Raw genomic sequence first — 25,009 nt, 5'->3', positions numbered from 1 at the left:
TGCAACGAATGCATGAACAATGATGAGTTGAGAAATACGTTGAAGTTCTCACAACTATCTCGGTATGCAAATAAGCAAGCCACAACTAAATTGCCACGTTACACCCAATCAGTTGCATGGCTGCACTCAGTACACTTACTTTGCACCCGACAATCGGTCAATGGTGCAAACCGTGACCACTATATTAACAAATAAAACAGCATAAGCTATGGCAAGAACAAAAGAAACGAAAATGTTTCCTGAACAGCAGGAGAAAATGACACAGGAGGTGATGGCTTCGCTTCACCCATCCACTTATGGTAAAGACTATGCCCAAAAACATAGCTCTTTCTTTGAAGAGGTGGAGAACTCCGATTTAGAAGTTGTGACAGAGAATGTGGCTGCAACAACCTCCAACATGGAGGACGAGCTTACGAACGAGGTTCAATCGCCACCGAATCCGCAGAAGCGCATCAGTGGCAAGCAGCGCAAGGCGACATTAGAGGAGTATCAGCAGACCTTCCTCCAAGTTCCAAGGATTAACGACCGCAAGCCAGTCTTCGTCAGTTCCGATGTACGAGACCGTCTTGATCGAGTCGTCCGCATCCTCGGAGGGAGACGCATGAGCGTATCGGGCATCATCGAGAACATCGTGCGCCACCACCTAAGCCTTTATGAAGAGGACTTCGAGGCTTGGCGCAAATTGTGAGAATTAAGGTCTGCGACCTTGGACGTGGATAGCTGAAAGGCTGTAGTTCCAACTAACGTGTTCTGAGAGGGAGCGAGGTTATGTTTTGGGAACCCCAAAACGCCTCGCTCCACCATGAGGGCGGAGAAATTTTGCTCCCGACGGTCGCAGAAAGTGAGTGTACCAACTGTAAACAGTATATCGAATGACAAGCATGCAGGAACAGAACAGGAGAAAGGGCGGAAGACCGCCCACGGGCAGGGTTCGCAAGCTGTCGAAGTCTGTCACGGTGAAGTTCACGAAGCCAAGCTACGAGGCATTGAGACTGAGGGCGAGAAAAGCCAACCGCAAGTTGGCGGAGTACATCCGTGAGTCCGCCTTGAACGGCGAGGTGGTCAGCGGACACAATGCAGAGACGGTAACCATCGCCAAGAATCTCATCGGCATGGCGAACAACCTCAACCAACTTACCAAGCTGTCGCATCAGAGAGGTTTCCATGAAACCCATGTATATGTGGTGGACTTGTTGAGAAGATTGAAAGCAATCCTTGGCGAGTATCGCCAAGCAAGTTATAAACCGAAGCCAAGCGGTATGGGCAGAAAGGAGGATACCACATGATAGGCAAGCTAAAGAAGGGCAGCTCATTTGGTGGTTGCATCCGCTATGTTACAGGCAAGGACGAGGCGAAAATCCTTGCATCCGATGGAGTGTTACTCGGCACGAATGCCGAGATAGTACAAAGTTTTGAGCTGCAAAGACAGCTAAATCCAAGGATTAAAAAGCCTGTGGGACACATTGCACTAAGTTTCAAACCCGAGGACAAGCCACGTTTGACGGATGAATTCATGGCTAAGATAGCCCTTGAATACATGCAGATGATGGGGATAAAAGATACCCAATTCATCATCGTAAGGCATCACAACACGGACAATCCACATTGCCATATCGTATATAACCGCATCAATAACGAGGGCAAACTCATATCAGACAGGAATGATTACAGGCGTAATGAGCAAGTTACCAAGGTCCTAAAATCCAAATATGGGCTGACTTACGGAACGGATAAGAGCAAGACTAATACTCGCAAGTTACGCAATACTGAGCGTGCCAAATATGAGATTCACAATGTTGTTAAGAGCATACTGAGTACGGCAGATAGTTGGGAAGAATTCAGAAACGAGCTTGCAAAACGAGGTGTTCACTTGGAACTTGTCTATAAGGATAAGGAGCAAAGCAAAGTTCAAGGCATCCGCTTTAGTAAGGATGGATATAGCTTCAAGGGAACGCAGATTAGCCGAGACTATAGCTTGGGCAAGCTGAATACGAGATTTGCGAAAATGGAGAATCATGTATCAGCAAGAGCCAACTCTATTCAGCAATACGAGCAAGGTTTACACAAGAACAAGCGGGAATCATCCATGTCGGAGAGCTGCGAAGCCCCTTGGAATAGTACTTTTTCCATTGGGCTTTTTGCTCCTGCCAACGCTCAGACCTTCGAGCCATTCCCAGAGGACGAATCATCTAAGAAGAAACGCAGAAGAGGCTTTAGCCTTTGATGCAAGTTACAAACCATTCAAACAACAAAAGAAATATGAAAGAAGAACTATTGGAAGCCATCTATGGCACAGTTGAGAGATTGGAGCAGAAAGTCGATGAACTTTCTGCCTCCTCGAAGAATGCAGGAACGGAAAAAGCTCCTGCAAGTGCAGACATAACCAAGTTGGAGAAATCTATCATTGCTATGTTTGGCAAGGAGGAGGAAGTCATTGGTAAATTATCCAAATTAAGAGATGCCATTGTTGTTTTTGCTGACGTTATCAAGGTTGAACTTGGAAAAAATGAGCAGCGAAACAAGCTCTTGGTTGATGCCGTCAAGCAGATGAGACAAGAGAATGATGTTTCCTCGAAGGCATTGCAGGACAAACTTAAAGTGATGAACAATTCACCTCAAAAGAAAGTTGTAACCCACCGCTTTGAGCCAACCTCAAAGTATATTCTTCTCTTCATTGGTGGTTTGCTTCTATCTCTTGTTATCTCAATTTGGGGTAACCTTACCCAATGGCGAGAGCATCAAGATTGGGAGGAGGCAGACTTGAAGTATAGGGCATTGAAGATGGTGCTTCCATCTGATGACCCAAACATTCGTTACATCGAAAAGCATTTCAATGTGCAACGAGATGAAAATGTGATAAACAACGTAAAAAATCGCGTTGCTGCTTATGAGGATTCTGTTCGCCACCATTATGAAATGATAGAAATGGCAGCTTATAAAGATAGTGTAGCCAATCGGTTATTGCGAGAGTCCGAAGAGATTAAAAGTAATTTCACCAATCGTTAGCCTAACAGAATATCGGTAATTTAGACCTTGTCCTAATCGGGGGTGTTCCCCCAAAATCGGATTTCCTTATTCCAATCTGCCGATATAGAATGTACAATCGAGTAGGAGGTAAACACTAATCATAGGTGTTTATCTCCTATTTTCGTGTTTACCGACCTCTCACACCACCGTACGTGCGGTTCCGCATACGGCGGTTCCTATTTTGGATGCCATTCGAGATATGAACCCATCAGCGTTTCATAACCTGCATCATGCAATTTCTGTGAGGAAGCTGCCCTCTGCATTATTGGAGAGCCACTAACTTTCCAATATCCTTTAACATAACCCCATCTTCGGGCATCATACTCATTAATGCCACATCGGATAAGGTTTTTAATCCTCGTCTTCGGGAGTTTCCAAGCCTTCCATATACACATGCGTATCCGTCGCCGCAGCCAACTATCAGTGTCCATAAGCAGACGTTTCATATTGGCTAAGTGAAAGTATCCGACCCATCCTCTTATATACTCCTCAAGTTTCTGCTTTCTCTTGGCATATCCCATTCCGTTGCTTCGTGAAGTCAACTCCTTGAGTTTGGCTTTCATCTTGGCTTTGGATTTTGGATGTACTGTGAGTTGGCATTTACCCTTACTTATGTAAAAGGAGTAGCCTAGATATTTAACGCCTTTCACGTATGATACGACTGTCTTTTCCTTGTTCACCTTCAAGTAGAGTTCCCCTTCGATGAATCGGGTTATAGACTCCTTTACCCGTGTGGCTGCACGCTTGGACTTGCAAAATATCATCGAATCATCAGCGTATCGCACAAACGGGAGTCCTCGGCGTTCGAGTTCCTTGTCCAACTCGTTGAGCATGATGTTGCTCAACAACGGACTCAGCGGACCACCTTGCGGTGTGCCCTCCTCGCTCATCTCAAAGACACCTTTGTTCATAACACCACTTCGAAGATATTTGTGTATTAGACTCACCACCCTGCCGTCCTTTATCGTACGGCTGAGGATTTCTATGAGCTTGCTATGGCACACCGTATCAAAGAAGCGTTCCAAATCGAGGTCAACCACATACACGTAACCGGCATCGATTATTTTCTGCGCTCCTCGCAGGGCGTCGTGGCATCCTCTTCGCGGGCGGAAGCCAAAGCTTCTCGGGGAAAATTGGCGCTCATAGATAGGAGTCAGGATTTGATTGATGGCTTGTTGCACCATACGGTCGATTACCGTAGGAATACCCAATAGGCGCATCTTGCCATTGTCTTTGGGTATCTCTACTCTTTTTACTGGGTTCGGACGGAATGAGCCGTCCTGCAAGGAACGTATCAGAGCATCCTTGTTAGCCAAGAGCCAAGGGAGCATTTGCGCACATGACATCTTGTCGACACCGCTACAGCCCTTGTTACGCTGAACTGCCGTGTAGGCGTTGAGCAGATTTGCGGGACTGAGGATGCGCTCCAACAGGTGTTCCCTGTCGAATGGTACTTCCACGATGTTGTCTTCACATATCCACATGAAGGTCTGCGCTCCCACATATCCTTCGGATTCCGTCCTATCTTTCTGTGGGCAGCCCTTGACTTCTGCCAATGTTTTCTGCATTCTTTCCTTCATAAGGTACGTTTCAATTACTATCGTTTAATTTATAGGTTCTGCCCTTCGTGGAACGTTATCGAATATTCCACTACTATGGCGTCTGCTGACTTCTCACGGCAAGCTTTACTCCATGACTTTCGTAAAAGCAACTAATCGTCATGTCCGTGAGACCTCACTAGTTAAGCATATTGTCTTTCCATCTTATACCCACTTGATTTACTACTTGTAGTTCCGAGTAGTTATTGGACTTTGACTCTTTTTGCAGCCTTATCCCTACAAGTAGCCTTATATCAAGTTTCTGTGCGTTGGGTCAGATGTTTGCCGCTGACTTCTTTCAGATTCCGCGTCACCACGGACACCCTTGTCTCTCTGGCTGGACGATTCCCACTACTAGGGCTCGTTAGGGACTTGCACCCATTAGACAATACACATGCTAGTCAAACAAAAAGGCAGTGCCACAATGTGTGCCACTGCCTCCATACTTGTTATTTCATCAGAAATTATTAATCTTATCCTTCGTATATACACACTTGACATCATCGTGAATCAAGCCACCACTATACCAACCATCACCAGAAGCAGTCCAATTGAAACCGACTTCCGTACCTTTTGATACTGCCTTGATATTTTTCTTGACCTTTACACCAAAGCCCGTAACATACATTTTTTGGTCAGGATAGTTGTTGACGTTACGAAGTTTGATGGCAAGATACCTGTCTTTCAAGCATCCAGTAACACCCTCGTTAGAGTTGCAACCTCTCAACTTCCAGTCACCATCCGCATCACCCTTGCCACAGAATTTCATCTCGACAACGGCATTACCTGTTAAATGTCCAAGTGCATAGTAGAAGTACATCTTGCCTTTGGTTACCCCTTTCACATGATCGTACATGTTTTCTTCGAGACGATAGAACTTACGACGGATGCCATTGATGTCATCAGCGTACAAGAAGTCTTTCACTGCCCCAGAAGTGATGTGCATGGCAATGGCATCCACGATAACCATATTACGCTGTTCTACCTTCAAGCCATACTCATTCATGTATTCTTGCAAAGCATCAATCATTGCTTGGCGACGAGGGTCAGAAAAATCAAGAAGCTGATATAGTGGAATAAGTCCACTATCAGTGGCACTATCAATGCCCAAAGAATAGCCAAGAAGCGCACAATTGTTCTTCTCGCCCTTTACGCAACTATTCATCCATGCGTTCACATCTTTTACAGATGTGTCACCACCATAGCGGTGCTCCACTGTCTCGACATTGGAGTTCTCACGACACTCCTTATCCTTAAGCTCAAACGTGATATGTTTCTCACCATCAACAGTTGCACCTGTATCAGGAATAGGAACCTTTGCCGTAACATCCATCTTGAGAAGTTTCTCAATGGAAGTCTCCCAGTTGTTCTGTTCTCGACGCATGATATACTCATACATGCAACCGTAGAAAGTCTTCGTGGTAACGTGGGTACCATACTTCTTGTATAGTTCCTTGATGCGGTTCTTGTCCAAACGAGCTGCAGACGAAGGATTAGCATTGTCTGTTGCATTGATTTCATTCCATACTTCGGTAGGAATGTAGTCACGCAGTGTGTCCAACACAAATGGCTTGACATTGAGAGCATACATCTTGCGGATAATCATCTTCTCGGCATACTCATAGATGTCAACTTGCTTGGTGCTCTTGTTGAAAGAACGGCTAAGGTTGCTTCCAAAAGAAAGACCTTTCACACCAAGTGAGATTTTTCCTGCAAGGCAACTATTGATGGAGTTCGTCATTTCGGAATAATCCTTGCCAGAACGTTCTACGTCGTAAAGCATTTCTGCGTCATCAAGCTCAACAAGTGCTTTCTGTACCAACAGATTGTAATCGAGAATCTGTGTCTTTACCGACTCATTCGTACCTAGTACTCCTGTGATGTCAACACCACAACCGAGTCCAGTCTTTGAGACGAGGTTAACATCATTTGTGTTAACGGTCTTTAGTGTCATTGGTTTGTCATTCATAATTCTCAAAGTTTAATATGTTCTACAAAACAAACAGTGGATGTCTATTTGTGGCGCACCAGGATAATCGCGCATTATTTCGCCAACAATTGTACTCAAACGAATAGGATTAACTTCCGAAGTTCTTCTCATATCATTTTTCACAATGACAGGGGGATAAACAATCACACCATTTGAGTAATTTCCTGTTGGTGACAATCTAAAATGTCCACACCACAAGTTAAAATCGTGAATTCGGCAGCCACCAACTATTACTTGTTGATAATTATCACAAGTTTGTCCTGCAAGCAATCTGTCTAAAACACTATAAGCACGATCATTCTCCAATATATTTCCATTGGGGGCATAAAAATGCAGATTTACATTTTGAGGCAAATTATAATAGTCATTAGTTTTTGCCCCATGACACGAAATAATAGCATTCATAATTCATGTTGTCTTCTTTCCTTACTCTCTTTACTATTAGGCTTTTCAGGACCCGCCTCTCAACGTTGATGGTGCAAAGATATAGCGAAAGCCCGACTGATGCAACTATTTCCACCAGACGGGCTTTGCGTCCATCGAATAGGCTATTTCTGCCTATTATTCCATAAAAATCTTACTTGTTTCGGTTTCTCGAACCCCAAAAGTGAAACGAGGACTTCAATTCCTCACGATACTTGTTCCAATGTGTACTTCCATACCATTCTCCAAAACGACATATCCATAATAGTACATGTCGATGTAGCTAATGTTGACGATGAAAGAACGGTGAATGCGCTTGAACATGTTCGGGTTCAACTCAGGCTCAATGTCGCCCATAGGACAAGACTGAGTGTGACGTTTTCCATCAACCATGTGGATAATACAGCTGTCTCTCATTGCCTCAATGTAAGCAATGTCGCTGACGGTGATACGTTTGCATCCCATACCGCAACTATTCAAAAACACATCAGTAGGGTATTCCTTCATTTCTGTTCTCATAATAAAATTTTGTTTGAGCACCTCACGATTGACGCAAAGATACTTCAAACCATGAAAACAGGTAGCACGAAACCACCATACAGCCATATTATCCACCGAACGGGAACTAGAACACGATAAAGGGTCTATACGCCACTTGTCATCGTGGCATATAGACCCTTGTCGTTTCCCGTGAGGTGCGGGTGACTATAATTGCTGGGCACCTTATACTCCTGCCCAGCTTAGGAGTTTATCTAATGTTATTAATTTCCAAGTTGTTATTCAATTTTGAGACTTCCACATTTTATGGATTTGAATGTTTTTCCAAGAAACCGTTTCCATGTATGATCCGCAGACTCTGCATAAGGAATAGATTCATCAGATTGCCACCCTTCATCATCACTTCCTGTCATAACCTTTTGATCTTTTGACAAAATTAAATCTACATTTTCAGTAGATATAACATCAAAGATACGGAAACCTGCAGTGGAAATATTTCCTAACTCTACTTCTCTGAGCCAACTGCAGCCGGCGAAAACAAAGCTTTCAATATGCATTACGTTTGGAGCATAAACAGACGCAAGATTACAACAATCACTGAAAGCTTGAGGATAAATAGCTATTACATCTGGCAAATTTATTGATTTAAGACTTTCGACAGAGTTAAAACTAAAACCTTCTATCCTCTCACATCCCTTAAGAGTCAAGTCTATAGTACCTTCTTTAGCATTTTTGAGGGCATCTGTTATTTTAGAAAAGTCATTAAAATCTTTAGCCAAATTGAGCGTTATGTCAGTTTTTCCTGCAGCCAAAGCTTGTTTTATAATTAATTCTGGTGTGAGTATGGAGGCATCGCCTCCAGTAATTGCATCGCCAGTACCCCAATCCGCAACACTTACACTTCCGATTATAGCATTGTCCTTACCTATTCTTACATTATAGGTATAGCTCTTGGCTTTTTCAAGAGCAGGAATTCCTGTTACATACAGTTCTTTTGTCTGAGTAGGGTTGCCCACACCATCATTGTATGTCACAGTGAGTTTGAGGAATTTCTCTGTAGAATTGGCAGTTCCTGGAGATACCAAAGCATAGAATACATTGTCTTTTTTACAAGCTTGGATGCCTACGTAGCTGTCACTTTCTCCTGCTGGAACTTTCAGCTTAGAATAAACTTCTACGGCAGAAAGTGTAGGTATCCGTGTTTCGAACTGATTTCCAAAAGCACTTACTTTGACTATGATGCGAGCCGTCTGACGTTCAAAGTCCAATGCCAACTGTCTATCGGAAGGTATACCTGCCTTTTCTATCATTTTTATGCATGTCATATAATCAGACTGAGCAATTTTCTCAACTGTAGATTGGTCTGCTGAGACATAACCTGCAGAGAAAGAATTTTTTGTGGAGTTTTCATCCGCTTTCTCAGGATAACAAGCCTGGAAAGTCTGCGCATTACCCGTCCAGAGCAGAAATTCAGCTGCATTCACAGGTGCCCATACCTCGGCCGTCTTCTTATAAATAACGGTTGTACCCTCAGTAGTTACACTGATGGCATCGCCCTCATTAAAACTCGTTTGTTCCTCTTCTGTACCCACAGGATTGCTACGGGTAAAAATGCTGTTTCCACCAACGGTGGCAGCAATCTTCACCTCATTGGCGGCACTGTTAGCTCCCAGTTCGTCATCTGTAGAGCAAGCGGCAAGCATTGCTATAACTGCAAATGCTCCCATATATCTTGTAATCTTCATATCTTGTCTATTTTAAATGTCAAACAATTCTTTAATCAGTCTCTTTTTCGGTAATGGTTTCATCTCCCCAAGGTATCGCACTTATGGCGCCCCCTTGCACTACATCCTTACCTGCCAACAGATGCAACTCATGTTTTTTGCCGGATTCAAATGTCACAGCGTCGGTGGCAGTCCAGATATATTCTGTATTATTCACCTTGAACGAAATACTAAAATTACCAGCAGCAACGGTCTGTGGAATCACAATGGCAGAATAGTTGAAGACTGCATGGGCGGTTGCGTTCTCTGCCGGCGTGAATCCTGTAGTTTCTGGAGTAATGGCTGCTGTCTGGGTACCATCAACTTGAACACTTATAGGGCTTGCAGAGAAATCCACTTTGCTGCTGATAATGGTGCCATTCACCTTGACATCAGTTACAAATCCTTTCGTAACCGTATTATTATTCGTATTAAACTGGTCTCTCAACTCGATAATGAGATTCAGCTGACTGAGGAGATGGGTGAATGCGACCTCAACCGCTTTGCTGGTATTCAATTCCAAAACAGGCGTGAATCCCGTTTGCTTAAATACAATAAGGTCGGATGAATAGTCTTCAGCATCGCTTTGGTCTGCCTTTACAGAAAAGGCATAATCTGGCTTTCCGAAGACTTTAACTTTGCCATTTGCATCTTCGGTAGTCTCCTGATATGGCGCATAAGCCAGAATATCAACAGCTGTAGTTGAATTCTGCCACAACATTTGGGTAGCCGGAATCCAATTGTAGCCTTTCTGTGATACCTTGATATTATCATAGGTATATTTTTCGCTATTAGCATTTTTGATGCAGAAGCCGAACGATTTAAGCTTGTCCGTACTGTTTCCATAAGAGGCACGGGTATTCATGCCATCTACACTTGTCATGATTCTAACCACATTGTCCGCAGGATAATTACTCTGTGGTAATCCATCCTCATTTGAGCAGCTGGCAAAAACTGCCGTTGCCAAAGCTGCCATTGCTAATGTTTTAATTGCTTTCATATTGTCGAATTTTTTGTTTTAATTTTAAGAAAGTTAATCGTAAGCCTCACCCTTGATAGGGTCGCCTGTAGAACCCCAGTCGGAGATGTTAACATTGCCAAGTTTTATGACGTCACGTCCTACCTCCAGGTTGATGGTGGTAATCTTGCCACTCTCAAACTTGAAAGGAGTACCGTTGTCGTAGATGAAGTCCTTTCCGCCAATGGTGATGGTAATCTTCTGAACACCATCCTGCGGGATGATGATGGAAACATATTTCTTGTTGGCAGTTAAAACCGGCATGTCGAAGTCAGCTTTATCTTCTGCTACAGTAGATGGGGTGACAACCTTGGTCAGATAATTGACGGTTGCTTTTTTTGCGGCATTGCCTACAGCTACCTTATCTACGGTAGGTCCCTCTGTTCCCCATTGATTCTTATAGGTAAGGTTCACCACAAGTTTTGCCATTACATGGGTAAAGGTAAGAGGAACTGTTTGCGGTTCATCGACATTATAGGATAAGCCATCTTTGTTGACTGCCACCAAGAGGTCGCTTTCCACTTGCTTTGTCTCATCGAATGTATATTCTCCGGCAGAAAGGTCGGATATTGCTGCAGTTGGATAGACACCGATGAAATAATGCTTGTCACGGTTGTTCTTCCAAAGCATCTGTGGATTGGATATCCATGAACCGTTAGTCAGCTTATTAATGGCGTTATTCACCACACGCTCGCGTGTCTCTGGAGCAACAGTTGCATCGCCAGTCCAGGCATACACACTGATTTCATCACCCTCCTCAAAGGTTTGACCGCCATTCGCATCTGTGGCAACACGTGTCATATTGCCGATACTGGTAGAAACGGTGATATACTTGGAGGTCTCGCCTCCGATACCGTTCTCGTTGTCAGAACAACTGCCCAATGTCAAAGCCATTGCCATCAGGGCAAAGAGATAAGTCTTCTTTTTCATTGTCTTTTACTATTTTATGTTTATATTCTTGTTTTGATTCTTGCTTAAATGAGAGGGTCGCTTAATCTTCAGGATTCAGGATTTCACCACGATAAATCCATTCCTCAGTCCAATCATCTATCTTCGTGCTCGTAAGATACATGTAAGGTTTCATCTCCTCAAATTCCAAGTTTATCTTGTACTTGCCGCCAGATTTCATGACGGGTGCTTCGATGTCGTAGTTGCTAACTACTCCCCCAGGAGAAATCAGTTGGATAAACAACTTGGTGGTATGTAAACCGTTGGCTGTCGGCATCAAGCGTAATGTTTCCGTTTTTAAAGTTTCACCAGGCACTGCGATTCTCAAAGGTATATCACACTCTTCCTTGGTATAGCTTGCCGTCCCGAATGTTCCATCCTCATTCTTTTGCAGGGGCAGGAGTCCGGTTGCCACATTCAGAACCTTGCCTATCATTGCAAAATTGTCTGGAACTCCTTTAATGAAGATGGTCAATTCTGCAAGTATATGGCGCATTTCATTTTTTGTTATGTAGTTGACATTTGATTTGTCAATACCGATGTCCGTGACACCATAATAGGCATGGTCGGGAGAGGCACTTGGATTGGACAATCCAAACATGAGTTGGTTCATGTTGAGGGTCGCCCTTGTAGCCTCACCGATAAAGAATGGTTCTATAAGGTTGGTGGCAGCCAGAATCTGATAATGCCCTACAGGAAGAGCGAAGCGTTGGCTTGCTACCTCCTGCGTGCTTCCATCATGTTTTTCCTCAACTAAGGAACCGTCATCGGCATTGAATATCCAGAGCTTCACATCCTTCACTTCCGTGCCTTTATCAGCTTCATCTGCCCAAGTGAGCGATACCGACAAGCCACCTTCTTCCTCACCGTCATGAACATCATGGTCGCAGCTTGCCAACAGGCATGGGACGCATAACAGCACCCATAACCAAATATTAAATCTTCTTTTTGCTTTCATTTTCTATCTTGTTTTATGGGTTACTGATGATTATCTGTTGTCTCTACTCGGCGAGCTTTATCCGCATCTTGGGTGCCGTCGCTACCATTTCCTATGGCAGTAATGCGACTTGCCTCTATGCCATTCTTCACAAGCCAAGTTTTTACGGCTTCAGCACGCTGGCGAGATATACGTTTATTGACAGCCACGCTGCCTTTTGTGTCACACCAACCTGTTACCGTCACCTTCATGTTCGGATTCTCTTTCAATGTTTTGAGAATATCATTCAATTTAGTCTCTTCATTTTGTTGGATGTCGATACTATTGAAGGTGAAATATATGACAGGGAAAGTCACCTTTGCAGATTCTTTTATGTCTTGTTCAGCAACTCTTGTTTCTGCCTTATCTACTGTTTCTTTCTGATTGACATTCTCCGAAGAAGTTGGTTCCTGTTGTAGAACCTCCTGTTGTAGAACCTCCGTTTGTTGAACTGATGGAGTTTCTGCTACCTTGTTCTTCTTTTTAGAGAGGTTTATCCCTAATCTTACTCCACTTTCCCAAACAAAGTTGTTCTTATGCAGATGCTCAGGCATTCCATCCATACGTTCGCCAGTAAGACGGGTCAGACCAGAATAGATGCCCAATTTCAGGCATGAGGTCAGTTGATAACCAACCAGCAAGTCTGCACCATAACCCAAATGCCAGTTGGTAGAACCTTTCATCACCTTGGCATCATCGGCTATAGTATGGATGTCAGCTTTGGTCGTTACTGCATATATATGAGGTGAAACAGCCAAATCCCATCGGCTGTCAGCTGTTTGAGGGAACAACCCAAGGAGATTGATATTTACTCTGGCTCCATATTGCCCTATACAGACATGGCTTTTCAGATTGGCATATTCCCAACTGTCCATGCCTAAGACACCTGCCTTGTAAAGCACGCCATCGCTGCCCAACCAATAGTTACGTTCTACGCAACAGTCTTGTGCAGACAAGTTCATTTCTCCATACTTGGCAGATAACTCTGCCGAGAATATGGAGTTGAAACGATAGCCACCATATATGCCAGCAGCCCAACCGAGGTGCGTCTTGTCGTGTCCGAAACTTGAGAAAGTAGAGAAACCGAAAGGCATTCCACCCTCAATACCGACGTACCAGCCTTGCGAAATAGTCTTTCCATCTTCTTTTACTTCTGCTCTCGCAAAAGAAAATGGAAGAATAAATGCAAGTATTGCAACCAGCAACCGATTTTTTGTTGTCAAATAATTTATCATATCATTCCTTTTTTTACCGTAAAAATAAAAATTTATCTCCAATTACAGGACAAGTATCCACCATAAAGCTAATTCATCCATTCTATCCGAAACTCACTCCAGGAAATACAAGAGGTTTGTTAGGAAGATAAATATGGATGCGAAGAACAAATATATATAAAAGCGTTCCCTCTTGATGAAGTCACGAAAGCTATAGCGAGCCTTATAGTGATCATCAAGATATATCCTGTACTCATGTATCATGGCATATCCCAAGATAATACCTAATATGAGTACAAACACCCCGATGATGATCAGGGCTAATTCTATCCTTGGTATAGTTTCTATTGTTTCTTTCATGGCACAAAGATAGTGTTTTTCATCAAAAAAAGGTGGCGCATTCCCCTGTCAATGTGTCTACTTCCTATGTTTTAGGTGTCTACTTCGTAGGAAGTAGATACCCATTTTAACGATTTATTCCCTTTTATTATGCGTTTTTCTGGTATTTATTGAAAAATGGTTAATCCTGTTTTTCATCATCTGGGGCTGCATTTGCAACTTGTTCTTCTCGCCATTCGGTAGGCGTACAACCTTCCTTTGACTTGAATATCCGGTACAGATAGGTACGGGCAGAGAAGCCACACTCGGCAGAAATAATGTCATTACTATAGTCTGGAAATTCCAACATCATCTTCTTTGCCGCATTGAAACGTATATCACCAAGCCATATTCTGAATGTAGTTTTCAGATACTGGTCGAAGAATACAGATAACTCATCCTTGGAGATACAAAGTGTGCGAGAGAGGGTAAGCATATTCACAGTACTGTCCTTATATCCTAAATTCGCACACCATGCATCAAGACTTTTCTGGATGAAATCTCTGCGCTCATCGGAAAGAGGTTGTAAAGATTCTGTTCTGCTATCAGCAGAGGTCTGCTGTTTAGCAGAAAGTGCCCCCCCCATACCTATATTCTGTTCCCACCAAGGCATCGTTTTCCACTTCTTTATCCAAGAGTTCTTCGGTAGGGATATAACTGCTGCCGAGAGCGATAAACGTAAGATTGAAGAACAGCAAGGCAAGCAATACGGCTGGACCTACTATATATAATAAGGTAGTAGAAAAGATGGCAACAGGCATAGCGAGAACTGCGAGCCATAGAATGATTACACTTGCACGCGAATATCTTACGTAAGGCAACAAATCCGTTGCAGCCATTGTCTCCAACATATTTTTACGCCTAATCATCTCCTGAATAATCATGTATATGCAATAGAAAACACTTACGCAAAACAGAGTCAGCATCAGATAAAGCCCCTCTCTGATATACAGGCTATGATGAAGACTGATACCCACGCAAAAGGCCACAATGATGGCAGCATAAATGCCACTACACATCAGTATCATCTTTCTGAGGTTAGCACGGGTGGTTTCTATGTTGTAGATTCCTATGGAGATGAGCGAGAAGCAGGGGGTATAGAGGAGGATGTTGATGACCGCCCCCAGATTATCGTGCATAGCACGGAACCCAAAAGTCATCTGCAGCACATATTGTATCGCCAGTCCTATCAGGGCAGCAACAATCATCCATCGAGAACGCTCATACCGCTTGTTCTCCCATCTTACATGCAGATGAGAGAGTGCTACGATGAAGGCATTGATGAGCATGAATATAAAACATGCAAACTGAAGTAGAAATAATGAATCCATACGCTTCTTATCTTTTGTTTACTTTCTTGTATTTTTGATTACTTGCTGTAGGATTATCTGGATTAGTCATCTGCAAATACCCTGCTGCAACAAGGGAGGTGATGTATTTGGCTATATTTTTTGTATGATAGACAACACCGGCTCTTTCCAAAATTTCCCTACTTGTTCTTGGCACGCTACAGAAGTTTACTACATCCTTCTGTTTATTCGTCAATGGCACTCTTTTAGTGTCATGGTTAGTGTCATGGTAACTATGTATAGTGTCATGGTCTTCGGCAAAAGTATCATGGTCGGTGGCTAAGTCAGTGTCAGAGTGTCTAAGTCCAGTGTCATGGTCTTCGACTTGGGTACTTTTTTCATGGACTTCGTTACCGACTTGGTTACTTTCTCCTCTCCAAACCGTGATGACAAATTCCTGTGCCTTGTTATTATTCATAAATGTGACATTGATGTCTTCATCCAGAGCACGAGTGATGCCGCTACCTACACCAGTGTATGGCAGCAAGTATATAGCATTGTTAAAAAGGAACATATTGCGAGGCATGGAAGTTCCTGCCTTGATATCCTCAATAGTAAGTCCATTAGGCAACGCACCAGGACTGTGAATCTCAACACGATTGTCGAAAATGAAAATGCGAACAGGGGCTTTCATGTTCAACGAGCGATGTACAAGGCTGTTTACTGTGAACTCAACCAAACTGGTATAAGGTATTTCCAACTTACCCATGCTGTTGAATTCATCTCCCACCTGCACATTATGCAGATTACGAGTGAAGAAATCCATGATCGTGTCATATTGATGAAGCAGGTTTCCCTCCATATCTGCATCATTCACCTTGTCACGGAAAACCTTGCCGCCGATGCTGTTGCCAGCAAAACAGATGCACTTGGCTGTCATCATTGGCATCCAGCGCTGGGTGTATTTGCCAAACAAAAGCATGGCAGCAACGGTCAGTGTACCATCAGGACGGATAAATCGCAGATTGCGAAGTATCTTCTCACAGTCATGTCCCTTAGCTATGGCAGAGCATATCATATCAAGTGATGCTTCATTAAAAGCGTCACCTGTCAAGCCTTTCTTTTCCAAAACTCTCTCAAAACGGTTGCCAAGAAACTGCTTGATAGTCGTTGCATCAAGGTCGTTGACAGTTGCATCCCTAACACCAGCCTCGTCTGGAGCAAAACTACCGCAGTCGGTCATCATTTCTGCAAGTTCAGCATTATCGAACACTTTACGCTTGTCGGCACCATTCTTCACCCATACGATTCCCTTGTTGTCATGATAAGGCTTGTTGAGTCCTTCCTTCACAGTAGCAATAACCAAGTTGCCATCCTCGACCTCAACAGAATCTATCTTTATCAGAATGGATGGCACTACGTTTTCTGAAGCAATGTCACTCAACAGGTTAGTTGTTTCTTGTACTTCAGAATACGACAAGGCATTGGGTTCTCCGGTCTTATCCTTTATACCAACTACCAACTTGCCACCATGTGAATTACTGAACGCCACTAACTCACAGGCAATATCATATTTGTCGAGAATGCGTTCCTTGAACTGCACCCCCGACACCTCGCCAGCCTTTATCTTTTTCAATATATCGTTCATCATTCTTTGATACATTCTTTGTTCAACAAATCGTTTACATCCACTTTCAGCAAATCAGAAATCCGTATTAAGGTTTCCAAGTCTGGTTGGCAAGTGTTTGTGCACCATTTAGAAATGGTTGCTTGGTCTTTACCCAACATTTCTGCCAACCACTTGTTTGAGTGCTTGGTTACTGCCAACATTATCTTCAATCTGTTTACATCTTTCTTTGCCATACTTTTATAGATATATAATTCGTATGCAAAAATACAATAATTATTCTAAATAGAGGTGTAATATTCTCAAAAAAATTACAGAAATCGTAAATAATTGAAAATTTCGCATTATTGTAATAGGCTTTACTTTGATTGTTCTTATCTCATCAAAGCAACATAAAGGGACAAAGCAAGTTATACTTAAAGGTATTTGGGGTGCTACATAAACCGATTCATAAATAATCCTAAAATGAAAGCAGAAAAGTTTGTTTTTAAGAATTTAGTTTTAACTTTGCATTTGTAAAAGGAGTGTTCTTTGCATATTGCAAAATACAGAAACGAGCAGAAGTCCGCTCGTTTCCATATTGTTACCTATATAATATAGGCAAACGCCCAACTTCTTGATTTTCAATTAAAGTCCAATTTAGAGCGAGTTAGATTGTTTAACAGTTTTCGGATTGAAAGCGTGCTGAAAATCGCGCTTTATCACACGCTGAAATTAGGTGGTATCGGGAAATTGCAGTATCTTTGCACTGTGATTCAAGAAGGCTTGTGCACCCCACCAAGTCAACATTCAACATTAAACATTCAACATTAAACATTAAAACTAAAGATTATGGAACAGAAAGGAACATTGAAATATCGTAAAGTACAGCGCACACCTCAGACTGGTGAAAACGCAGGTAAGAAGAAGAAGTGGTATGCTACTTCGGTAACCGGCCGAAGCCCCCGGTGCATCACGCATCGGGGGCTTTTTTTACTTTTTTACCTTTAAAAGCCTTTTTCCTTAAAAACTCCTTAAACTTTGCTACTCTCTGCAATATTTTTAGTAACTTTGCACCCAAAAGTTAGTATACAAGATGAAAATAGGAATTATCGTTGCGATGGACAAGGAGTTCGCGCAACTCAAGACATTATTGACCGAATCGCAGGTTGAGAGAAAAAACTATAAGGACTTCGTTATCGGAAAGATAGGCAATAACGAGGTGGTGATGCAACAATGCGGCATCGGTAAGGTGAACAGTACCATAGGTGCCGTGGAAATGATTGACAACTATCACCCTGACCTCGTCATCTCTTCTGGCGTGGCTGGAGGCGCTGATATCAACCTCAACGTGACTGAGGTGGTGGTGGCAACCAACTGCGTTTACCACGATGCCTACTGCGGCGAGGAATGCGAATTCGGACAGATTCTGGGCATGCCTGCTTCCTTCAAAACACCTAAGGAATATGTGGAGAAGGCACTCGCCATCAACAACCTGCCGGGCAATAGGCACCCGAAGATCCACGCCGGACAGATTGTGAGCGGCGAATGGTTTGTAGACAGCAAGGAGAAGATGCGCTCTATCCTGGAACACTTCCCTCAGGCGATGGCGGTGGATATGGAGAGCTGCTCTATCGCCCAGACCTGCCACATCTACAAGACACCTTTCATCTCCTTCCGCATCATCAGCGATGTTCCGCTGAAAGATACCAAGGCACAGCAGTATTTCGACTTCTGGGCTAAGATGGCTGAAGGCTCTTTCAATGTTACCAAGGCTTTCCTCGAAAGTCTTTAGAAGTGTTGAATGTTGAGTGTTGAATGTTGAATGATTCTTCACTCAATATTTAACACTCAACATTCAACACTCAACACTCAACATTCAACACTCAACATTCAACATTATAAAAAAGATGAATAAGATTCCAAGTTTTACAATCAATCACAATAAGCTGCTCCGCGGCATCTACGTGAGCCGTAAGGACGAAGTAGGCGGAGAAGTCATCACAACATTCGATATCCGCATGAAGGTGCCTAACCAGGAGCCTTGTCTGCACAACGGCGCCATCCATACCATTGAGCATCTGGCTGCCACCTATCTGCGCAACGACGAGGAGTGGAAGGACCGCATCATCTACTGGGGACCGATGGGATGCCTCACGGGCAACTATCTCCTTATCAAGGGCGACCTGGAGAGCAAGGACATCGTGGAACTGATGAAGCGCACCTTTAAGTTTATCGCCGATTTCGAGGGTGAGATTCCGGGACAGGCGGCAAAGGACTGCGGCAACTACCTGCTCCACGACCTGCCTATGGCGAAATATGAAGCCAGAAAATATCTGGATGAGGTGCTCTGCTGCATCAGGGAAGAAAACCTCATCTACCCTACCCAGGATTAGAAACAAAAAAATATGGCAAGCTTACCACTTAAGCTTGCCATATTTTTCTTTATACCAAAGTTGCCAGCCATTGACCAGATTCTGCCATACTACATAGGCACCCGGTGCTACGGCAGCAAGAGGATTCAGGAAGGTGAGGGTGAGCCAGATGCCCACTACCGTATTCTTCTGTCCCAACGCCTGACCGGCACTGATACTCGCACCGAAATGCCTGCCTACCGCCTTGCCGATGGCAAACTGGAGGAGACATACCAGCAGCGGTACAAAGAGCAGCAGAAGCATCGTTACGCCCGATACCTCGGCATGGAGCATGTTGCGAACCGTTTCGCCCATCAGTATCGTGAGGTTGAAACACCACATATAAAAGCCTAAATCCTTTACATTCTTCACCTTATCCACCCATTTTGGCAGGAACCTGCGGCTCAGCAAGGCAAGCAGCAGAGGCACCACCAGCACGGTAGTGACATTGCGGAACACCATCGCACTCATCATGAGGAACGATACGTCTGCCCCTTTCTCTACCATCGGGAAAAGACTCGGAATGATGACCATCGTAAAAATGTTGGCGATGACCGTATAGGTGGTCAGCGAACCGATACTGCCGCCCAACTTCTCCGTAACCACAGCCACGGCGGCTGCCGTAGGACAGATGAAGCAGATGAAGGCACCCTCGAGAATCAGTTTGGTGCTGTAATCGGAGCCGAACTCAAAGATAAGCACCACCATCATCAATGACAGCGAGGTACGGATGAGCTGGAGGATGAAATGCCACGCCTTAGGCTTCATCTCCTTGATTTCTATCTTACAGAAAGTAACATAGAGCAGGGAGAACAGCACTACCGGCATCAGACTTACCAACCTCGGACCACAATAATCGCCAATGGGCACCAGGAAGGGCACATTGGCGAATATCAGGTAGCCCAATGCTCCCATAACCAGGGAGCAGGGCAATGAAAATTTTCTAAAAAATCTCCACAAAAACATTTCTGCTTAGTCTTTGTTGCTGCGCTTGCGCTTCAGGTGATCGAGCTCAATCTTGCGCATACGCATGTTCTTTGGAGTTACCTCTACGTACTCGTCCTCACGGATATACTCCAGGCACTCCTCAAGACTCATCACGGTCTTAGGAATGACGCGAGCCTTATCGTCAGAACCGGAAGCACGTACGTTGGTAAGCTGCTTAGCCTTGGTTACGTTGACTACCAGGTCGTTGTCGTGAACATGCTCACCTACAACCTCGCCTCCGTAAACCTCCTCACCCGGATCGATGAAGAACTTACCACGATCCTGCAGCTTATCGATAGCGTAAGCAAAGGCAGTACCGGTTTCGAGCGCAATCATGCTACCGTTAGAACGGCGGCTGATTTCACCCTTGTATGGCTGATACTCCTTGAAGCGGTGAGCCATGATAGCCTCGCCCTGAGAAGCGGTAAGCACGTTGGTACGCAGACCGATGATACCACGTGAAGGGATATCGAACTCGATGTCTACACGCTCGCCCATGTTCAGCATAGAGGTCATATCACCCTTGCGGCGGGTTACCATATCAATCATCTTAGAAGCAAACTCCTCTGGTACGTTGATGGTCAACTCCTCTACAGGCTCGCACTTCACACCGTCAATCTCCTTATAAATAACCTGAGGCTGACCTACCTGGAGTTCATAGCCCTCGCGGCGCATGGTCTCGATGAGTACAGAGAGATGGAGCACACCACGGCCTGATACAATCCACTTATCGGTAGAATCCTCGTAAGGCTGTACGCGGAGAGCGAGGTTCTTCTCGAGCTCCTTGTTCAAGCGCTCCTGGATGTGGCGTGATGTACAGAACTTGCCTTCCTTACCGAAGAATGGTGAATCGTTGATGGTGAAGAGCATGCTCATGGTAGGCTCATCGACAGCGATTGGAGGCAGTGGCTCAGGATTCTCGAAATCGCAGATGGTATCACCAATCTCGAACTTCTCCAAGCCGATAACGGCACAGATATCGCCTGAATCTACATGATCGGTCTTCTTGTGGCCCATACCCTCGAAGGTGTGGAGCTCCTTGATCTTGGTCTTCTCCTGGGTTCCGTCGCGGTGGCAGATGGTAACATTCATTCCATCCTTCAATGTACCGCGGTGTACACGACCTACGGCGATACGACCAGTATAAGAGCTGTAATCGAGTGATGTGATAAGGAGCTGTGGAGTACCCTCGAGCTGCTTAGGAGCTGGGATAACCTCAATAATCTTATCGAGCAGATAATCGATATTGTCTGTTGGATGATTATAGTCCTCGCCCATCCAGCCGTTCTTGGCAGAACCGTAAACTACTGAGAAGTCGAGCTGCTCTTCTGTAGCATCGAGGTCGCACATCAGGTCGAATACCATCTCGTACACCTCTTCAGGGCGACAGTTAGGCTTATCTACCTTATTAACAACGACGATAGGCTTCAGTCCGAGCTGCAATGCCTTCTGGAGCACGAAACGGGTCTGAGGCATCGGACCCTCGAAAGCATCGACGAGGAGGAGGCATCCGTCTGCCATGTTGAGCACGCGCTCAACCTCACCACCGAAGTCAGAGTGTCCAGGAGTATCGAGGATATTAATCTTAGTACCTTTCCAATTGATAGATACATTCTTTGAGAGAATGGTGATACCACGCTCGCGCTCCAAGTCGTTGGAATCGAGCACTTCGCCGCTGTTATCCTGGCCGTCGCGGAACAGCTTACCGGCGAGCATCATCTTGTCGACCAATGTAGTCTTACCATGGTCAACGTGTGCAATAACTGCAATGTTTCTAATGTCTTGCATTTTAATTTTTACCTTAAATACTTAAATTTGGGTGCAAAATTACAAAAAAATCCCGAAATGTTTGCATAATTCGGCAAAAAGTTGTATCTTTGCACCGCATTTTTAATGAAACCACCGTGAGGAAGGTCAGCAGATGCACAAAATTAAACATATTCATATTTTATTAAATTAAGTTTTTACAGCTATGTATTTAGACAAAGCAAAAAAAGAAGAGATCTTTAGCAAGTACGGAAAGTCTAACTCTGATACTGGTTCAGCTGAGAGCCAGATAGCATTGTTCTCATACCGTATTGCTCATTTGACGGAACATGTTAAGAAGAACCGTAAAGATTATACTACAACACGTGCGTTGACACAGCTTGTAGGAAAGCGTCGTGCATTGCTCGATTACTTGTATGATCGCGACATCAATCGCTATCGTGCTATCATCAAGGCCCTCGGTCTTCGTAAGTAATCAGCTTAGGCAGACACATTGCTTAACAGAACAGAATCCCATCGTTCGCAAGAGCGGTGGGATTTTTCTTGCATAAAAAAAAAGAATATAATTCATTTCTTAGAACAGCACTTTGTAGAACTTGTAACCACAAACCAGCATCATCTATCTGACGCTGGCAACCATCCTGTTGCTCTACCAAAAACTCCTAGCCCGTTTTTGCATACTTACTAAATTTAAATTACCTGAGTATCTCCTTCAGCGGTTTCATCACGAATTCACGCTCCTCCATCAACGGATGAGGAACCTTGAAATCGGGCTCATCTATCACCAAGTCATCTATCATCAGGATATCAATGTCGATGATGCGGTCATGGTATTCGCTATCCACCGACTTCATGGTACGCCCCATTTCGCGCTCTATGCGCTGCGTAGCCTCCAACACCTGGCGCGGAGCCATCGTGGTGAGAACCAACACACAGGCATTGATATAGTCGTTGGGAGATGAATAACCCCAAGGCTTGGTTTCGTAAAGAGCAGACTGGCGCTCTACCACACCAATCTGCTCTCCTATCTTTTCTATTACCTCGCGAATGTTGCGCTTTCGGTTGCCCAAATTCGTACCGAGACTTAAATATACCTGATACATACTTATTCACACTTTTATAAAATTGTGGATAACTAAGCTAAAACCCAGAATATCAACAACTTCTATGTGTATAAAAACTGTTTATACCACTGTTAATCTGGAAGCATCAACAAAGAATCACCATAGCAGCCAAACATATAGCCATTCTTCACAGCCATCTTGTATGCCTCGTAAACCAGGTCGTAACCGCCAAAGGCTGCAGTACTCATCATCAGGGTTGACTCCGGATGATAGAAATTGGCTACGGCACAGTCAGCAAGACCGAAATCGTATGGAGGGAAGATGAACTTGTTGGTCCATCCATCGAAAGCCTTCATCATACCATCGGTACCTACAGCCGTTTCTGTTGCCTTCATCACACTGGTACCGATAGCGCAGACGCGATGGCCGGCAAGCTTGGTCTTGTTAACCAGATCGCATGCCTCCTGGCTGATCATCATCTGCTCAGAATCCATCTTGTGCTTGGTAAGGTCCTCCACCTCAATATCGTGGAAGTTGCCCAAACCGCAATGCAGGGTGATATAAGCCTCGTTGATACCGTTGATTTCCATACGCTTCATCAGCTCGCGTGAGAAGTGAAGACCGGTAGCAGGAGCAGTAACAGCACCCTCTACCTCAGCGAAAACACACTGGAAATCGTCCATATCATCCTCTGTAGCGTGATGATCCTCACGTGCATCGATAACGTAACGAGGAAGCGGAGCCTCGCCCAGAGCGAAGAGCGAACGCTTGAAGACATCATGATTGCCATCCTCATCATAGAGGAAACGGAGGGTACGGCCACGGCTGGTGGTATTGTCGATAACCTCGGCAACCATCTCGTTGACATCATCGAAGAAAAGCTTGTTGCCGATACGGATCTTGCGGGCAGGCTCAACCAATACGTCCCAAAGGCGCATCTCAGGATTGAGCTCACGGAGCAGGAACACCTCAATCTTGGCATCGGTCTTCTCCTTGGTACCATAAAGACGGGCTGGGAAAACCTTGGTATTGTTGAAGATGAAGGTATCGCCCTCTTCGAAGTAATTCACGATATCCTTGAACTGCAGGAATACTGGATTGCCATCGGCATCAACCATATCCTTGCCGTTTTCATCTTTCTTGTACATCTCGATGGTTTCTGACTTCTTGTGGAGAACCATGAGTCGGGACTCATCGCGGCGAGTAATCTCGAATGTACGTTCACCACTAGCCGTTTTTACCACGTGCTTTGCCTTATGCGGATAAAGTGCCACCTGATCTTTTGGCAACTTAAAGTTAAATTGTGATAGCTTCATGTTATATTTTTTATTACTTGGATGGCTGAAGGCTGTCTTCGAGAGGCTGCTCATCAAGCCATTCCTGGAAATGTTCAAAACTGATGCAGTTTTCTACTGCGAAACTTCCTGCCTTGGTACGGCGGAGGGCGGTAAGGTAGGCGCCACTATCGAGAGCCCTGCCGATATCACGGGCGAGGGAGCGGATGTAAGTACCTTTGCCGCAAACCACACGGATGCTGGCGGTCTTCTCCTCATCGTTATAATCGGTGAGTTCTATCTCGTCTACACGCACGGTCTTCGGCTTGAGCTGAACCTCTTCGCCTGCTCGGCGCAAGGCATAAGAGCGGTCGCCATTCACCTTTACGGCGCTGTAGGTAGGCGGAACCTGCTGAATCTCGCCCACAAACTGTTTGAGCGTTTCCTCCACCAGCTGGCGGGTGATATGCTTCGTAGGATAGGTGTGATTCACGCTGTGTTCCTTATCGTAGCTGGCGGTAGTAGCACCGAGCTGCAGGGTAGCTGTATACTCCTTGGTATGGGTCTGCAGCTGTTCTATCTGCTTGGTACATTTACCGGTGCAGAGCACCAGCACGCCAGTGGCAAGGGGATCGAGCGTACCGGCATGTCCTATCTTCACCTTAAAACCGAGCTTCTTGCTGAGCAGATAGCGAACATGTGCCAGGGCTCCGAAACTCGACATGCGATAAGGCTTGTCGATGGCAATAATTTCTCCTTTTCTGAAATCCATAGT

At 44.5% G+C, this 25,009-nt stretch carries 26 protein-coding genes; 8 read left to right on the top strand and 18 right to left on the bottom strand.

All coding sequences use genetic code 11. The features are described from left to right. Positions 1–208 precede the first annotated feature (208 nt). The 4 genes from NNC77_RS04565 (at position 209) to NNC77_RS04550 (ending at position 3,006) form a co-directional block, all read left to right on the top strand. Complete coding sequence (locus NNC77_RS04565; RefSeq protein WP_254986862.1) at positions 209–688, top strand: DUF3408 domain-containing protein; 480 nt, start codon at positions 209–211, stop codon at positions 686–688. A 184-nt stretch (positions 689–872) separates the two neighbouring features. Beyond that, positions 873–1,286, top strand: a complete 414-nt coding sequence (locus NNC77_RS04560) for a plasmid mobilization protein (protein ID WP_254970115.1) — start codon at positions 873–875, stop codon at positions 1,284–1,286. Further along, positions 1,283–2,224 carry a relaxase/mobilization nuclease domain-containing protein gene (locus tag NNC77_RS04555; RefSeq protein ID WP_254970116.1) on the top strand — a complete coding sequence of 314 codons (942 nt, stop codon included), beginning with the start codon at positions 1,283–1,285 and terminating at the stop codon, positions 2,222–2,224. The genes NNC77_RS04560 and NNC77_RS04555 overlap by 4 nt, the downstream gene beginning before the upstream one ends. Before the next feature lie 35 nt (positions 2,225–2,259). After that, positions 2,260–3,006, top strand: a complete 747-nt coding sequence (locus tag NNC77_RS04550) for a hypothetical protein (protein ID WP_217327170.1) — start codon at positions 2,260–2,262, stop codon at positions 3,004–3,006. A 197-nt stretch (positions 3,007–3,203) separates the two neighbouring features. Here NNC77_RS04550 and ltrA read toward each other — a convergent pair whose 3' ends face one another. The 13 genes from ltrA to NNC77_RS04485 form a co-directional block, all read right to left on the bottom strand. Continuing rightward, positions 3,204–4,607, bottom strand: a complete 1,404-nt coding sequence (gene ltrA / locus NNC77_RS04545) for a group II intron reverse transcriptase/maturase (RefSeq protein ID WP_254970117.1) — start codon at positions 4,605–4,607, stop codon at positions 3,204–3,206. Positions 4,608–5,082: 475 nt separating this feature from the next. Next, positions 5,083–6,594, bottom strand: coding sequence for an MAC/perforin domain-containing protein (locus NNC77_RS04540; RefSeq protein WP_254970118.1), 1,512 nt, complete (start codon positions 6,592–6,594; stop codon positions 5,083–5,085). Positions 6,595–6,606: 12 nt separating this feature from the next. Continuing rightward, positions 6,607–7,020: a putative adhesin gene (locus NNC77_RS04535; RefSeq protein ID WP_218434805.1), complete on the bottom strand. Its 414-nt coding sequence runs from the start codon at positions 7,018–7,020 to the stop codon at positions 6,607–6,609. Positions 7,021–7,236: 216 nt separating this feature from the next. Continuing rightward, a complete protein-coding gene (locus NNC77_RS04530; RefSeq protein ID WP_254986861.1) occupies positions 7,237–7,557 on the bottom strand; it encodes a LytR/AlgR family response regulator transcription factor in 321 nt (106 codons plus the stop codon). Between the two features lie 257 nt (positions 7,558–7,814). Continuing rightward, positions 7,815–9,281 (bottom strand): fimbrillin family protein, encoded by a 1,467-nt coding sequence (locus tag NNC77_RS04525; RefSeq protein WP_254970120.1) that lies wholly within the window; start codon positions 9,279–9,281, stop codon positions 7,815–7,817. Positions 9,282–9,312: 31 nt separating this feature from the next. Next, on the bottom strand, positions 9,313–10,299 hold the full coding sequence (locus tag NNC77_RS04520; RefSeq protein WP_254970122.1) for a fimbrillin family protein: 987 nt from the start codon (positions 10,297–10,299) through the stop codon (positions 9,313–9,315). A gap of 33 nt (positions 10,300–10,332) precedes the next feature. Continuing rightward, positions 10,333–11,247 (bottom strand): fimbrillin family protein, encoded by a 915-nt coding sequence (locus tag NNC77_RS04515; protein WP_254970123.1) that lies wholly within the window; start codon positions 11,245–11,247, stop codon positions 10,333–10,335. A 61-nt stretch (positions 11,248–11,308) separates the two neighbouring features. Continuing rightward, positions 11,309–12,223, bottom strand: coding sequence for a FimB/Mfa2 family fimbrial subunit (locus NNC77_RS04510; protein WP_254970124.1), 915 nt, complete (start codon positions 12,221–12,223; stop codon positions 11,309–11,311). A 20-nt stretch (positions 12,224–12,243) separates the two neighbouring features. Next, positions 12,244–13,476, bottom strand: a complete 1,233-nt coding sequence (locus tag NNC77_RS04505; RefSeq protein ID WP_254970125.1) for an OmpA family protein — start codon at positions 13,474–13,476, stop codon at positions 12,244–12,246. A 499-nt stretch (positions 13,477–13,975) separates the two neighbouring features. Beyond that, complete coding sequence (locus tag NNC77_RS04500) at positions 13,976–14,419, bottom strand: helix-turn-helix domain-containing protein (RefSeq protein ID WP_254970127.1); 444 nt, start codon at positions 14,417–14,419, stop codon at positions 13,976–13,978. Further along, positions 14,397–15,164, bottom strand: coding sequence for a hypothetical protein (locus NNC77_RS04495; RefSeq protein WP_254970129.1), 768 nt, complete (start codon positions 15,162–15,164; stop codon positions 14,397–14,399). The genes NNC77_RS04500 and NNC77_RS04495 overlap by 23 nt, the downstream gene beginning before the upstream one ends. A 7-nt stretch (positions 15,165–15,171) precedes the next feature. Then, the gene (locus NNC77_RS04490; protein ID WP_254970175.1) at positions 15,172–16,770 is read right to left on the bottom strand and encodes an RNA-binding domain-containing protein; all 1,599 of its coding nucleotides are present in this window, start codon (positions 16,768–16,770) and stop codon (positions 15,172–15,174) included. After that, a complete protein-coding gene (locus tag NNC77_RS04485; RefSeq protein ID WP_042520066.1) occupies positions 16,770–16,985 on the bottom strand; it encodes a helix-turn-helix transcriptional regulator in 216 nt (71 codons plus the stop codon). Before NNC77_RS04485 ends, NNC77_RS04490 begins: the two co-directional genes overlap by 1 nt. Positions 16,986–17,580: 595 nt before the next feature. Here NNC77_RS04485 and NNC77_RS04480 point away from each other — a divergent pair. The 3 genes from NNC77_RS04480 to NNC77_RS04470 all read left to right on the top strand — a co-directional run bounded on the left by NNC77_RS04480 (position 17,581) and on the right by NNC77_RS04470 (position 19,124). After that, positions 17,581–17,739: a hypothetical protein gene (locus NNC77_RS04480; protein ID WP_254970131.1), complete on the top strand. Its 159-nt coding sequence runs from the start codon at positions 17,581–17,583 to the stop codon at positions 17,737–17,739. 85 nt (positions 17,740–17,824) lie between these two features. Next, entirely contained in the window at positions 17,825–18,523 is a 699-nt protein-coding gene (locus NNC77_RS04475) for a 5'-methylthioadenosine/adenosylhomocysteine nucleosidase (RefSeq protein ID WP_022122061.1), read from the top strand. 115 nt (positions 18,524–18,638) lie between these two features. Next, positions 18,639–19,124, top strand: a complete 486-nt coding sequence (locus NNC77_RS04470) for an S-ribosylhomocysteine lyase (protein WP_117587516.1) — start codon at positions 18,639–18,641, stop codon at positions 19,122–19,124. Between the two features lie 21 nt (positions 19,125–19,145). Here NNC77_RS04470 and NNC77_RS04465 read toward each other — a convergent pair whose 3' ends face one another. Both NNC77_RS04465 and typA read right to left on the bottom strand, forming a co-directional pair. Next, the gene (locus tag NNC77_RS04465; RefSeq protein WP_418323604.1) at positions 19,146–20,057 is read right to left on the bottom strand and encodes a bile acid:sodium symporter; all 912 of its coding nucleotides are present in this window, start codon (positions 20,055–20,057) and stop codon (positions 19,146–19,148) included. A gap of 57 nt (positions 20,058–20,114) precedes the next feature. After that, the gene (gene typA, locus NNC77_RS04460) at positions 20,115–21,917 is read right to left on the bottom strand and encodes a translational GTPase TypA (protein ID WP_117695513.1); all 1,803 of its coding nucleotides are present in this window, start codon (positions 21,915–21,917) and stop codon (positions 20,115–20,117) included. A gap of 184 nt (positions 21,918–22,101) precedes the next feature. Here typA and rpsO point away from each other — a divergent pair, with 184 nt between their 5' ends. Next, positions 22,102–22,371, top strand: coding sequence for a 30S ribosomal protein S15 (gene rpsO, locus NNC77_RS04455; RefSeq protein ID WP_022122065.1), 270 nt, complete (start codon positions 22,102–22,104; stop codon positions 22,369–22,371). A gap of 220 nt (positions 22,372–22,591) precedes the next feature. Here the strand turns inward: rpsO and folK are convergent, their stop codons facing one another. The 3 genes from folK to truB all read right to left on the bottom strand — a co-directional run bounded on the left by folK (position 22,592) and on the right by truB (position 25,006). Further along, positions 22,592–22,999, bottom strand: a complete 408-nt coding sequence (gene folK, locus NNC77_RS04450; RefSeq protein WP_117587514.1) for a 2-amino-4-hydroxy-6-hydroxymethyldihydropteridine diphosphokinase — start codon at positions 22,997–22,999, stop codon at positions 22,592–22,594. 92 nt (positions 23,000–23,091) lie between these two features. Beyond that, on the bottom strand, positions 23,092–24,276 hold the full coding sequence (gene queA, locus NNC77_RS04445) for a tRNA preQ1(34) S-adenosylmethionine ribosyltransferase-isomerase QueA (RefSeq protein ID WP_006849071.1): 1,185 nt from the start codon (positions 24,274–24,276) through the stop codon (positions 23,092–23,094). A 13-nt stretch (positions 24,277–24,289) separates the two neighbouring features. Beyond that, on the bottom strand, positions 24,290–25,006 hold the full coding sequence (truB, locus tag NNC77_RS04440; RefSeq protein ID WP_117727307.1) for a tRNA pseudouridine(55) synthase TruB: 717 nt from the start codon (positions 25,004–25,006) through the stop codon (positions 24,290–24,292). Between the last annotated feature and the right edge of the window lie 3 nt (positions 25,007–25,009).

The organism is Segatella copri, from assembly GCF_024330485.1.
Classification (GTDB): domain Bacteria; phylum Bacteroidota; class Bacteroidia; order Bacteroidales; family Bacteroidaceae; genus Prevotella; species Prevotella copri_L.
This window is presented reverse-complemented; position numbering and strand designations above follow the sequence as displayed.